Annotated in this window: 10 protein-coding genes; 7 read left to right on the top strand and 3 right to left on the bottom strand. The window is 48.9% G+C overall.

All coding sequences use genetic code 11. From position 1 onward, the window contains the following. Positions 1-310: 310 nt before the first annotated feature. The 6 genes from CHH60_RS11630 to CHH60_RS11605 all read left to right on the top strand — a co-directional run bounded on the left by CHH60_RS11630 (position 311) and on the right by CHH60_RS11605 (position 7,005). Positions 311-1,513: an LLM class flavin-dependent oxidoreductase gene (locus CHH60_RS11630; RefSeq protein ID WP_095359330.1), complete on the top strand. Its 1,203-nt coding sequence runs from the start codon at positions 311-313 to the stop codon at positions 1,511-1,513. 44 nt (positions 1,514-1,557) lie between these two features. Then, positions 1,558-2,832, top strand: coding sequence for an ABC transporter substrate-binding protein (locus CHH60_RS11625; protein WP_095359329.1), 1,275 nt, complete (start codon positions 1,558-1,560; stop codon positions 2,830-2,832). A 3-nt stretch (positions 2,833-2,835) separates the two neighbouring features. Then, entirely contained in the window at positions 2,836-3,708 is an 873-nt protein-coding gene (locus tag CHH60_RS11620; RefSeq protein ID WP_176476034.1) for a carbohydrate ABC transporter permease, read from the top strand. 40 nt (positions 3,709-3,748) lie between these two features. Then, a complete protein-coding gene (locus CHH60_RS11615) occupies positions 3,749-4,564 on the top strand; it encodes a carbohydrate ABC transporter permease (RefSeq protein ID WP_095359328.1) in 816 nt (271 codons plus the stop codon). Between the two features lie 112 nt (positions 4,565-4,676). Further along, complete coding sequence (locus CHH60_RS11610; protein WP_095359327.1) at positions 4,677-5,894, top strand: MFS transporter; 1,218 nt, start codon at positions 4,677-4,679, stop codon at positions 5,892-5,894. A gap of 523 nt (positions 5,895-6,417) precedes the next feature. After that, positions 6,418-7,005 carry a cell wall hydrolase gene (locus tag CHH60_RS11605; protein ID WP_095359394.1) on the top strand — a complete coding sequence of 196 codons (588 nt, stop codon included), beginning with the start codon at positions 6,418-6,420 and terminating at the stop codon, positions 7,003-7,005. A gap of 167 nt (positions 7,006-7,172) precedes the next feature. On the opposite strand, the gene CHH60_RS11600 is transcribed toward CHH60_RS11605, so the two are convergent. Continuing rightward, positions 7,173-7,949, bottom strand: coding sequence for a hypothetical protein (locus CHH60_RS11600; RefSeq protein ID WP_095359326.1), 777 nt, complete (start codon positions 7,947-7,949; stop codon positions 7,173-7,175). Positions 7,950-8,284: 335 nt separating this feature from the next. On the opposite strand from CHH60_RS11600, the gene yaaA reads away from it, so the two are divergent. Beyond that, positions 8,285-9,037 (top strand): peroxide stress protein YaaA, encoded by a 753-nt coding sequence (yaaA, locus tag CHH60_RS11595; RefSeq protein ID WP_095359325.1) that lies wholly within the window; start codon positions 8,285-8,287, stop codon positions 9,035-9,037. Between the two features lie 169 nt (positions 9,038-9,206). On the opposite strand, the gene CHH60_RS11590 is transcribed toward yaaA, so the two are convergent. After that, positions 9,207-10,571, bottom strand: a complete 1,365-nt coding sequence (locus tag CHH60_RS11590) for a right-handed parallel beta-helix repeat-containing protein (protein ID WP_217989978.1) — start codon at positions 10,569-10,571, stop codon at positions 9,207-9,209. 484 nt (positions 10,572-11,055) lie between these two features. Then, the gene (locus tag CHH60_RS11585) at positions 11,056-12,648 is read right to left on the bottom strand and encodes a catalase (protein ID WP_095359324.1); all 1,593 of its coding nucleotides are present in this window, start codon (positions 12,646-12,648) and stop codon (positions 11,056-11,058) included. Between the last annotated feature and the right edge of the window lie 165 nt (positions 12,649-12,813).

Here is a 12,813-nt window from a genome sequence, read left to right as displayed (position 1 = left end):
TGGCCATACCTATTAAACCAAGCTAATTAATCGGCATTTGAATGCTTCTTACAAATTACAATCAGAAAATAAGGCACAGTCTTAAAATCAGTTTTTGATAAGTGCGAAAATAGTGGAGGGGACGAAATCGATTCTGGAGAAGTGTAACGCTCGCCTTTATCTCCGGATTTTTCCCTTGAGAAAGGGATGAAAGAAAATCCGGGGATAACAGCGATCGGAAGAACGATTCGTTACCGGAACGGCTACTTCGCAGATGTTAGTTTTATTTTTGATATGGGACTTTATTTATCAACAGAGAGGAATGACTTGTATGAGCGAACACGAAGAATTGAAATTCGGGTGGTTTTTGCCAACGGCTGGAGACGGAAAATATGTTGGGGTCGCCCCGGAACGGGAACCGAGCCTGGACTATTTGATACAGGTAGCACAAACGGCCGAAACGGCTGGATTTGAATTCGTATTGATCCCGACCGGTGGGGCGTGTCTGGATGCTTGGGTCGTTGGTTCGGCAGTGATGAGTCATACTCAAACGCTTCGTCCTCTGGTGGCCATTAGACCAGGACTGGTTACACCGGTGCTCGCCGCACGGATGGGAGCTGCACTGGATCAGCTCTCTGGCGGACGTGCCATGATTAATGTCGTGACGGGCAGCTCGGTCCGAGATCTGGAGGAACTGGGAGATCCGCTGGCACATGCCCATGACGAACGGTATGTACGGGCAAGCGAGTACATAGAAGTGATGAAGCGTTCGTGGACACAGTCGACAGGACTCAATCTGACCGAGTTTGCCGGCAGTGGTTCCAAATCGAATGCGGAAGCAACCAGTGATGATAATCTGGTGTTTAATGGACAGCATTACAACTTTAAAGGCCCGGTAGGTATGCCGGAAACGGTACAGAAGCCTTACCCACCATTTTATCTGGGTGGAAGTTCGCCTATTGCCAAAAGAGTGGCTGTAGAGCATGCCGATACGTTCCTGATGTGGGGTGAACCGCACGACTGGATTCAGGAGCAAATTGAGGAAATTGAAGTGATCCGCGAACAGGTGAAACAGGAAACAGGACAGGATCGCCAGCTGCGTTACGGGATGCGGGCACAGGTGCTCATTCGAGATACCGAAGAAGAAGCTTGGGCTGCAGCGTGGGAGATTATTAGCAAAGTTCCACCTGAAGCCATCGAGAAAGCGAAAGCGGCTTTTGCTGAGACAGACGCCACCAACCAGCGCAGACAGAATGAACTCCGTGAATTGTCCGAGAAACAGCAATTCGTTGTAGGGCCCAACTTGTGGACCGGTTTGTCCGTAGTTCGTTCAGGTGGGGCAATCCTCATCGTGGGCACGGCGGAACAAGTTGCAGAGCGTCTGATGGAATACGCTGATCTCGGCGTGACCACATTCATATTGTCAGGCTATCCGCATCTGGAAGAAGCCGAAATATTTGGCGAGAAAGTAATGCCGATCATTCGCAGCAAGTGGAATACGAGAAATGTGAAGCATCAGCTTAGCAGCAATTAATTGAATTATCACCTAATTCAACATTACTCAGGAGGTCGTCATTCATGAGAAAAAATAAAAAATTCATCCTTCCCCTGGTCAGTATGCTGGTTATGTCCTTGCTGCTGTCCGCTTGTGGGGGCGGGGATAACTCTGCAGCAGGCGAGAACGGTTCCTCCGGTTCAGGCAAAGTCACCATCAGCTTTATGCACTGGCGCGGTGAAGATGCTGAAGCGCTGAACAAGACCATTGATGCATTCGAAAAGGAAAATCCGAACATTCATGTGGAGATGCAGACGCTTCCTTCTGACCAGTATCAATCCACCGTTCAATCCAAGATCAGTGATGGCTCGGTGGGGGATGTATTTGCCTCCTTCCCGGGTGCACAGTTCGATGCTTTTACCAAAGCCGGATTGTTCACAGACCTGACTGGATCATCTTTTCTCTCTGCCTATAACTCCAAGCTGATCGAGGCAGGCCAGCTGGATGGCAAGCAATATGCCATTCCGTATCAGCTCGTATACAACGATCCAATTTATAATGTGAAGCTGTTTGAAAAATACGGTCTGACACCGCCGAAGGACTGGGACAGTTTCCTGGCGCTCTGCCAGACACTGAAAGATAACGGAATTATCCCGATCGCATTTGCCGGAGCAGACATTGGTCCGGGGCAGTTCATGAACACCATGGTGATGAATAATGCACCAAGTGACGACATTTTTACCAAAGTGGAAGCAGGAGAAGCGAAACTCACAGATGAGTTCTGGGTGAAAACACTCACGCAAATTAAGGAGCTGAACGATAAAGGCTACTTCCAACAGGATGCACTGGGTACCAAGGACCCGGCGGCGGGAGCGCTGTTCATTCAGGAGAAGGCAGCCATGCTGGCAAGTGGTTCCTATCAGCTGGCTCAGAACAAGCTGCAAAATCCGAACCTGGAGCAGAAGCTGCTTGCACCCATTACAGTAAGTGCAGACCAGGCAAAGTATGAAGGGGTTCATACCACGACGTTCATGCTTGCGGTAAACAGCAAGTCCAAACATCCGGAAGAAGCGAAGAAGTTTATCGAGTTTCTGAGCAAACCCGAAGTGGCTGGAGCTTATGCCAACCAGACGGGTCAGAACGTAACGGTAAATGACGTGAAGTATGATTCTGCCGAACTTCAGGTTGCAGGGGAGTGGGCCAACAAAAAGACCGTGTTCCAGCCGCGGTTCACCATCCTGAATGGAGATAATCAAAAGGCTGTCACCAACTCCATTCAGGCCGTGCTTAGCGGGACTTCCCCTGAAGAAGCCGCGCAGCAGGCTCAAGCGATCATTGATCAGCATATCGGGAAATAAGTCATGAAGAATCGTATTCAGCTATCCCTGTTTCTGTTACCCGGGTTGCTGCTGTACGGGGGACTGTTCGTATTTCCTACATTGACGGGGCTGTTCTACTCCTTTACGGATTGGGACGGGGTATCCCCGTCGTATGCGTTTGTAGGGCTGGATAATTATAAGGACAGTCTCAGCAGCATCGTCTTCCGCAAGGCTTTTGGCAATAACGTCGAATTCATGCTCACGGTGGTTATTGCCCAAACCTTTATTTCACTTGTGTTGGCCTTACTGCTCGTCCGAAACACCAAAACGCGGATTGTGCTTCGCGCCCTGTATTTTCTCCCGGCCATCTTATCCTCCGTATCGGTTGGACTGATCTGGGCTTTCATGTATGATCCATCCATTGGATTGATCAACTATGGGTTAAACGGGGCAGGTATGGAGAGTCTTGCACGAAACTGGATCGGTGATCCCAAAATTGCAATCTACTCCATTGCAGCCGTGCAGGTCTGGGCTCATGCCGGGCAAATGATGATTGTGTTTATCGCAGGACTGCAAGGCATTCCGGCTGAACTGTATGAGGCCGCTCGAATGGACGGCGGCAGCAAATGGCAGGTATTCCGTACGGTGACCTGGCCGCTGCTTGCCCCTTCGGCTACGATTGTCGTTGCCTATACAACGATCCAATCATTCAAGGCATTCGATCTTATTTTCACCATGACGGACGGAGGTCCGAACTACGCGACCGAAATTTTGACGACGTATATTTATCATACCGCCTTTGGCAGCTATTCATTTGGCCTCGCTTCTGCGGGTTCGATGATCTTCCTGGTTCTGCTGGCCTTGCTGACGTTTGTGCAGTTCAAGGCACTGCGTGCCGACCGGGTAAGCTATTGATGCCGGAACGGGCTCGCACAGGAGGCAGAAGGGAGTTCACATGTTTCTAAAATGGTTCAATCGCCTGATTTTGTTGGTGTACGCGCTGCTGATTATCGTGCCGCTGTACTTCGTATTTGTATCCTCATTCAAAACAAGCAGCAACTTCTTCACCAGTCCATTCAGCTGGCCTGATCCGTTTACCTGGAATAACGTTACGGGCATGTTTCGCAATCAGCCGATGTGGCAATATTTCGGCAACAGTCTTGTCGTGACACTGGGCACGGTGGTGATTGAGCTGCTGCTGAGCAGCATGATTGCCTACGCTATTGTTCGCTGGGGCGGAAGCGTGGGTAAAATGGTGTTTGGCCTGTTTGTGGCTGGGCTTATTGTTCCTTCCCAGGTCAGCATGCTGCCGATCTACTCTCTTACACGCACGCTGGGCTGGTCGGACAGTCTGACGGGCCTGATCGTTGTATCGGCCGCCATGCTGATGCCTGTCTCCGTATTCATGCTAACGGGTTTCATGCGCATGCTGAATGTCGAAATTCTGGAGGCGGGCAGCATGGATGGGGCAAGCGAGTGGCGTCTGTACACACGGATTGCGCTGCCGCTGGCTGCGCCTTCCCTTGCGGCAACGGCTACGTTCCTGCTGGTCATGGTTTGGAATGATCTGCTCATTCCGATGCTCATGCTCAGCAGCAAGTCCAAATTGACGTTACCGCTGGCACTTATGCAGTTCCGCGGGGAGTACGTGACGAACTATCCAATGATGCTGACGGGAGTACTGGTGACGGCCATTCCGATGATTGTGCTGTTCATTTTGCTCCAGCGTTATTTTGTTGCAGGTCTGACAGCGGGTTCACTCAAGGGGTGAGCTATTGGAAAGTGAAGTGGAGAAGAGCGTATTTTTCATTGATTTCTGGATCGTTCTGCATAATAATGGTTTAGTGTCAGAATGACTACATAGAGATCAAGGAGCTATCGTTATGACTAAACTGGAAGTGTTGCGGAATCCCAAGCAGCGCAAGCTGCTGTTCAGTGCCGGGATGAGCTGGCTGTTTGATGCAATGGAAGTCGGCATGATCTCCTTCATCGTGGCAGCTCTTGCCAAGGAATGGAGCCTCAGTCCCGGACAAGTCGGTGTGCTGACCAGTATTAACTCCATCGGGATGGCGCTGGGTGCATTGCTTGCGGGTGCACTCGCTGACCGTTTTGGCCGTAAGGCCATTTTGATGTGGACCCTGTTAATCTTCACCATTGCGAGCGGTCTGTCTGCACTGGCGACGGGCTTTGCCGTACTGTGCGTACTGCGCCTGATTGCTGGAATTGGACTTGGTGGCGAGCTGCCTGTAGCCTCCACACTGGTATCAGAGTCCATGCCGACGGCAGAACGCGGCCGTGCCGTCGTGCTGCTGGAGAGTTTCTGGGCTGGAGGCTGGATTGTATCGGCACTCATTGCCAACTTTGTCATCCCGGAATACGGCTGGAGAATTGCATTTGCCATTGGTGCCGTTCCGGCATTCTACGCGCTGTATCTACGCCGTGTCATTCAGGACCCGCCGCGTTACAAGCAAAACAAGACCATCCGGAAGACGACGTTCCGGGAGAAAGTGGCTGCAGTCTGGTCTGCTCCGCATCGCCGGACAACCATCATGCTCTGGATCTTGTGGTTTACGGTGATTTTCTCCTACTATGGCATGTTCCTGTGGCTGCCTTCCGTCGTGATGGCCAAAGGCTTCACGCTGGTCAAAAGCTTCCAGTACGTGCTGATTATGACCTTGGCACAGCTGCCAGGTTACTTTACAGCGGCTTATTTTATCGAGCGGTACGGACGTAAATTCGTCCTGGTCGTTTATCTTACACTGACGGCAGTGAGTGCGATTGCTTTTGGTTTGGCAACTACCGAAGCGGCAATTCTCACCGCAGGCATCTGTCTGTCTTTCTTCAATCTGGGGGCATGGGGCGGTCTGTACGCGTATAGTCCGGAACTATATCCAGATTCGGTTCGTTCAACAGGTGTGGGTCTTGCCACATCGGTGGGCCGCATCGGGGGCGTACTTGCTCCATTGATGGTCGGCATGCTGGTTCAGCGTGATGTGGCCATCAGCCTGATTTTCACGATTTTCTTCGTGACGATCCTGATTGGCGCAGCGGCTGTACTGTTCCTCGGCCGGGAAACGAAGGGTCAGGAACTGGCAGAGTAGATGTAAATAAATACAAGCGCAACTTTTGTGCGGGTCTGCCTGCCTACGGAAATGGAGGCTGGACAAGCGGCATAAGGTTGATATAAGAAGAGGCATAGCCCTGACATGACCATGGGCTCATGCCTCTTTTTGCTATATTCAAGGCCCTGTTTTTCATGCTCCATCGGTCCGATAGACGGCACTTTGGCGATATCCTATAATGACACTCGGGATGTCCATAAGGGAGGGTTCAGGGGGAAAAGTGGGGTCTGGACTCAGAATAATGGAGGTTAATTGAATCATGAAAAATAGTATTAAAATGGATCAAACGAATACAATGGCTAAAAAGCATAAGGTGAGTGGAACGAAAAGTGCCAATGAACTGATCAGGGCTTATAGGTCAGAATTAAGCAAAATTGCTGGCAACATGGAACCGATTACGGTGAGTCGGGCAGTAACCCATCGGAGGGGGAAAAAGGCTGGCAAAAGAGCAGGACGAGTCAGTTTACTTCTCAGTGCCTTTGCGATTGCTCTTGGTCTCACGATGGCAGCTCCATCTGCGGGAGCTCAGAAGCTGGAGCAGGGCGTTCAAAGTGAGCATGTGCTGCAATTGCAGGAGCAGTTGCGGGATCTGGGATACTTCAAAGCCGGATTGACCGGATATTACGGTTCCATTACCAAAAGCGCTGTACGCAAATTTCAGCAGGCCCAGGGCCTGAGTGCAGATGGGATTGCAGGCCCGGCGACACTGAATAGGCTGAACAAAAAGGCCAAAGCCGAAGGTGAGACGCTGCGCCAGTTGGCTAAGCTGATCCACGGGGAGGCGCGCGGGGAATCCTTTGAAGGACAGGTTGCTGTAGGGGCGGTCGTTTTGAATCGGGTGCAATCGAATGCATTCCCGTCATCCATTCCGCAGGTGATTTTCCAGAAAGGACAGTTCACTGCCATTGATGATGGTCAGTTCAATACAAAGCCGACGGCTACTTCTTATAAGGCAGCACGTAAAGCTTTGAATGGTGCTGATCCGACGAATGGTGCGCTCTATTATTACAATCCGAAGATTGCAACTTCGCTATGGAGCAAAAGCAGGCCGACACTCCTGACGATTGGACAGCACGATTTTACGAGATGAGGCAGGTTGTGGCTTTAGATAGAGCCAATACATTTTCTTAATACAACAAGTAACCCCAGCTGTGTATGCTGCTCTACTGCAGGTACGTGGCTGGGGTTTAACAATGATGTTATCGCGGACAAATGATATCTTAGTATTGAAGCAAATATAAGTTTATAAATTTATTATTACTGTTGGACCGTGAAAGGAATACTTAACGAAGTAGGCTCTACAATGGTCTCTCCGGTGTCATAGTCATAGATTCTGTTGAAAACCAATTCAATGGATTCCAGCTTGTCAGGGTCATCTGTATATACGAAACCATAGCCCATATTATCCATGACTACGCCGTCATATTGATGATAAACATAAGGTTTCCTCATGAAATTACGATCTGCTGAGATGGGTTTACCCGTGCTCGGATGGATTGAATTCAACCCGTAAAATCCGATATTTTGATCCGTTGTATTTTCTACACTGTAGACCATTTTAATATAAGTCATATCAGGACCGATATCTTCTTGGTTCAGAATTGAAATGTTTTCTCGGGAATCCTCAGGAATCTCACGAGCCTCTAATAATTGAACATCCATAATATGAATCGTTAATGGACCGAATTCAATACTTTGCTTCAGAGGGACAGTCTTTAACAATTTTAGTTGTCCGCCGTAATCAAATGTACCTGTATCTCCGGGTTCGGACAGAAGCGGTGATGGTGCACTTTCAAAAAGCTTGTCCTGAAGATCGCTGGCGGCTTGCTCGAATTGATTATAGTCTGGCTTAAGTCCTTTGTATGTTTCTTCAGCGCGGAAAGGCTTTACACCGGATTTTAGGACGAGTTCAGTGGAAGAAGTCTTTGGCTGTAAAGGGGGGATTTCGATTTCCAGTTGTGTAGATGTGGCATCATTGGAGCTGCCTGAACCGCCCAAAAGTGCGAGAGCGAGCAGTAAATGAAATACAAACATAAAAAGCGGCACCCTTTCTCTTTGGAAAATAGCAATTCAAATATATCGTATATAATCATAACAAAACAGCTCATGGTGACCATGAGAATATGGGCCCAACTTCAGCTAATAGCATATTGATAAGTCCTTTCTTTGGTCTAGTAGCAGGGGCCTATGCCAGACAAAGCGGGTTCGATCGATTGTTTATTTCGAAATGTATCCTAGACAAGAGTCTGTTTATTCCAAGTTTTTCAAAGGTAAGAGAGGAAAATATGCTTCACCATTGGATTCGCCTGTCCAATCCTGTACAATGGATAACGATAAAAACAACGGTAGATTAAGGATGGATCAGCACGATGAGAATTATCATATCACCAGCCAAAAAGATGAAGGTCGATACCGATCTGATGACCAGCGCGCAGTTGCCGCGTTTTATAAACGAATCAGAACAGCTGTTGAGTGTACTTCAAAAGTTATCCTATGAGGAGCTCAAAGCGTTATGGAAGTGTAACGATGCAATCGCCGAACAGAACATGGAACGGATCTGTAAAATGAATGTAAAAGCCAATCTTACGCCAGCCATCTATGCCTATGAGGGCATACAGTATCAATATATGGCAGCGGGTGTTTTTCAGGAGGAAGAACTGGCGTATCTGGAGCAGCATTTGCGCATATTATCCGGTTTTTATGGCATGTTACGGCCTTTGGACGGGGTTACACCTTATCGGTTGGAGATGCAGGGCAAGCTGCAAGGTCCGGGTTTCAGCTCTCTTTATCATTTTTGGGGTAGCAAACTCGCAGATCAGCTTCAATCAGAAAGCAATTGTATTTTAAATTTGGCTTCCAAAGAGTACAGCAAAAACATCATTCCTTTTCTGAGTGAGGAAACCCGATTTATCAATTGTGTATTTGGACAAATGATCAATGGGAAGATGGTTGAGAAGGCAACCCGGGCGAAAATGGCTAGAGGTGAGATGGTGCGGTATATGGCAGAGCGTAAGATTACAGATGTGCAGAAGATCAGAGACTTTGATCGGCTAGATTTTGTTTTCTCCGAAGAGAAGTCGGATGAGAGTAATTATGTATTTATATATCCACAGGAGAAATAGCGGAAATTAATAGGTCAACGGGATGTGCGCTGCAACTCAAAAGCCCCTTCACCAACACCAGCTAATTTGGCTGGCATCGTGAAGGGGGTTCTTCTTTAAACGGTTACATTTTACTACACATGTGCATTCAACTTACATGTTTTTAATCTAACTCAAAACTACATACCAACTACCGCGCCCCAATATTTGTACCAGATGGCGTACCCGAGCCAATCAGATCACTGCCTGCAGCAAGCTTCAGGAAATTACCCAGTACTGGCGTCCCATCGCTGCTGCGAGTTACAGATGGTACAAGGGAGACAAAGTCGTCTGCACTCGCGAGCAGGCCTTTGTCATTTACGCTCTTTTTGTTTTTCCACCAGACGTTGGTGCTGCTGACGTCCGTTCCGCTTGTTTTGTCACTGGCGCCGCCCTGGAAGGACAGGTTGTTGGTGAAAAGATGGGTGCCTACGTCGAAGGCAAAATTGCTTTGGCCGTTGTTCCAGGACGTGTTGTTTTTCATCTGAATGGAACCGGGATTACTGTTGTACGTGAATCCATGTTTTTTATTATTAAAGGCAATGCTGTTTTCCACAATATGATTCACGGCAATTTTCTCGCCGCCCAGCTTGAAGCCGTTACCATCACTATCGGTGGTGGATGTACCGTCGGAAGTAGCGCCGTTGGCGTACGCAATACTGTTACGAATCGTGACCACACCGATAGCACCCGTATCTGTTTTACTGTACAGATCCCATCCATCATCCACATTGTAGGCTGCAATGCAGCCATCGAAGAGGTTGCCCGGGCCCACAGTCAATTTCGCGGCAAAACCGTCTGCATCCTCGCCGTTATCAGGATCATAATTGTCGTGAGAGTAGGAGCGGATGACTTCATTGTAAGCAGGCCATTCACTCTTGGCGGCGGTGGAAGCATATCGTCCCAGCTGAATCCCCGTATCCCGATTATGATGAGCCTCGATCTGCTCCAGACGGTTGTAACTGCCCCCGATAAAAATCCCGTTATCGCCTGCCCCTTTCACTTCGATCCCTTTAACAAACCAGTAATCCCCGAACATTTGCAAGCCCCGATTCGTGGACGCAAAGGCCTGGGCCGAGAAATCGAAGACAGGCTTTTCCATTCCGTAAGCAACCAGATTTTTGCGCTGTCCAGACGTGCCGCTGTTGCCGCGCTCAATCGTAACGGTTTCCGAGAAATTATAGGTTCCGCCGCGCAAAAAAATGGTTTTCCCCGGAGCGATTTGGGTCAGTGCATTCGCAAGTGTAGTCGGGCTTGCCAGCGTTCCCGGATTGTTTGCTGATCCGTTAGGAGCGACATATAAATCACCAGCAGCGAGTGCAGCAGGAGTTGTTGCGGCTGACTGATCAGACGAATTTTGCACACCACTCTCCGTAAATTCCATCGCACCAGCTAATCCACCACCTAATAGCAATAGAGGAAAAGCGGTACTCAAACACAGATAAGCCATTTTCGATTTCCATGAACGTTCAGAGCGTACAGATGGATAATTAGAAACAGAAGGGAACCATTTCATTGTGAAACCTCCTTGGTTAATGGGATAGTGCATTTCGGTAAGGCACAGATTCATCGTAAAACGTGTAAGCGTTATCAACAATAATCATTTCATTGGGTTAGCTACACAAGCCGGTATGTCAGACGTCGAGGTCTCAAGTGTTGCTATTTGAAAGGCGATGCATAATCCTTACATTGGCAGATCGTCTTAATTTAACGAGCGATCGTCTGAAATGAACGAGAGGAAGGGGCAACTGGATGACAAAAAGGCATGAAAACAAGGTTGATCCACTGAAATGAACTTGGACTACATTAAACTTGGAAAGGTCAGACTTGAGTGGAAAAGTATTTGTTCATGGGTATAACTCAAAAAGCCCCGATAGCAGCTGCTTTAGGCAGATGGACTATTGGGGCATTGGCCATATAGCGGTCAGATCCAAGATAAATTTCGAGTACGGTAACTACGTGCTAATCTCTTCTGTCACCAGCTGTCCTTGTTTCGACTTTTAGTAGGGATCAGCTTCATGACTGCGCCCGGATGCTTCTTCCGCGCTTGGTTCATGTTTTGGCTGAACCGTTGCACTGTCATCGGTCGGCACAGAGGCCAGTCCTTCAGCTACACGACGACCGTAGTCGGCATCGGCCTGAGTGAAGTGTGAGATCATGCGTTCACGAATGTCCGGTTTACATTTGGAGAGTGCACCAACCAGGTTGCCGACCAGTTCCTCTCGCTCCCAATCTTCAAACGCCCGGTATGTATCACCGGCTTGACCGAAGTCGTTAGGACGTGGAATTTTCTCCCGAACCAGATGACCTTCAATAAGAGGTTCATGCTCCTTGCCGCGTGGAGCTGCTTCGGACAGACCCCCCAGAGAAGAAGGCTCGTAGTTCACATGCGGGTTCTGTCCTGGCGCACGATCAACTTTGTACTGCATCTGACCACCGCTTTGGTTGGTGGCTACGCGATTTTTGGGAGCATTCACAGGCAGCTGCAGATAGTTCGCTCCAACCCGGTGACGTTGGGTATCCGAGTAGGAGAAGGTGCGCCCTTGCAGTAATTTGTCGTCCGAGAAATCCAGCCCGTCCACGAGAACACCCGTGCCAAACGCAGCTTGTTCCACTTCGTTAAAGTAATCCTCAGGATTGCGGTTCAAGGTCATTTTTCCAACAGGCAAAAACGGAAATTGCTCTGGCGGCCACAGCTTGGTCGGATCGAGTGGATCGAAGTCCAGCTCTGGATGTTCGCCGTCTTCCATAATCTGAACGCACAGCTCCCATTCAGGGTAATCCCCTTGTTCAATCGCATGATACAGATCCAGGGTGGCATGATTGAAATCCTGTCCCTGAATCTCGCTGGCGTCTTTTTGCAGCAGGTTCCGTATCCCTTGCTTCAGTGGTTCCCAGTGATATTTAATGAGCACGCCTGTGCCTTCTTGGTTTACCCATTTGTATGTATTGACGCCCGATCCCTGCATTTGACGATAATTGGCCGGTATTCCCCATGGAGAGAAGAGGAACGTAATCATATGGGTAGCTTCAGGACTAAGCGAAACGAAGTCGAAAAACCGCTCCATGTCCTGTGCATTGGTCAACGGGTCCGGTTTAAAGGCATGTACCATATCCGGGAATTTCAACGGGTCACGAATGAAAAAGATTTTCAGGTTGTTGCCAACAAGATCCCAGTTGCCGTCTTCGGTATAAAATTTCACAGCGAAGCCGCGCGGGTCACGGAGCGTCTCTGGCGAATGCCCACCATGGATTACCGTTGAAAAACGGACAAATACAGGGGTTTGTTTGCCTTTCTCCTGAAATAGACGAGCACGTGTATATTTGGATACAGGCTCATCACCGGCTGTGCCGTACGCTTCGAATATGCCATGAGCACCAGCACCGCGTGCATGTACCACCCGCTCAGGAATACGTTCGCGGTCAAAATGCGTAATCTTTTCGAGAAAATGATAATTCTCCAGCGTAGTCGGTCCCCGGCTGCCGACGGTTCGGACATTCTGATTGTCCGTGATGGGATGGCCCTGACGATCCGTTAAAGTCTCTGGAGACGTGTCTGGGGAATGCTCTGAGTGTGAAGAATGATGATTCATGGAGCACCGCCTTTCCTTTTGATGGATTCGAATATATATTTTCCCTGGATCCTTGTTCTATACATTCCTTGTGGTAAAAAAAGCTTGTCACTTACCTCATGGCGTGAGATAATTAACTTTTGCCCAGCGGCCTTTTTTGAACGGAAAATGTTAAGGACCGCTTGT

Origin of the sequence: Paenibacillus sp. 7523-1 (assembly GCF_002276415.1) — a bacterium.
In the GTDB taxonomy this organism is placed as follows: Bacteria; Bacillota; Bacilli; order Paenibacillales; family Paenibacillaceae; genus Paenibacillus; species Paenibacillus illinoisensis_A.
The sequence above is the reverse complement of the archived record's forward strand: the minus strand, read 5'-3'. Positions and strand labels throughout refer to the sequence as shown.

Bases quoted from the DNA above. Each gene is read 5' to 3' on its own strand.
- CHH60_RS11605 (WP_095359394.1), top strand. From the start codon at position 6,418: ATGGCAGCTCCATCTGCGGGAGCTCAGAAGCTGGAGCAGGGCGTTCAA.
- CHH60_RS11615 (WP_095359328.1), top strand. From the start codon at position 3,749: ATGTTTCTAAAATGGTTCAATCGCCTGATTTTGTTGGTGTACGCGCTG.
- CHH60_RS11610 (WP_095359327.1), top strand. From the start codon at position 4,677: ATGACTAAACTGGAAGTGTTGCGGAATCCCAAGCAGCGCAAGCTGCTG.
- CHH60_RS11585 (WP_095359324.1), bottom strand. From the start codon at position 12,648: ATGAATCATCATTCTTCACACTCAGAGCATTCCCCAGACACGTCTCCA.
- CHH60_RS11620 (WP_176476034.1), top strand. From the start codon at position 2,836: ATGAAGAATCGTATTCAGCTATCCCTGTTTCTGTTACCCGGGTTGCTG.
- yaaA (WP_095359325.1), top strand. From the start codon at position 8,285: ATGAGAATTATCATATCACCAGCCAAAAAGATGAAGGTCGATACCGAT.
- CHH60_RS11600 (WP_095359326.1), bottom strand. From the start codon at position 7,949: ATGTTTGTATTTCATTTACTGCTCGCTCTCGCACTTTTGGGCGGTTCA.
- CHH60_RS11590 (WP_217989978.1), bottom strand. From the start codon at position 10,571: ATGAAATGGTTCCCTTCTGTTTCTAATTATCCATCTGTACGCTCTGAA.
- CHH60_RS11625 (WP_095359329.1), top strand. From the start codon at position 1,558: ATGAGAAAAAATAAAAAATTCATCCTTCCCCTGGTCAGTATGCTGGTT.
- CHH60_RS11630 (WP_095359330.1), top strand. From the start codon at position 311: ATGAGCGAACACGAAGAATTGAAATTCGGGTGGTTTTTGCCAACGGCT.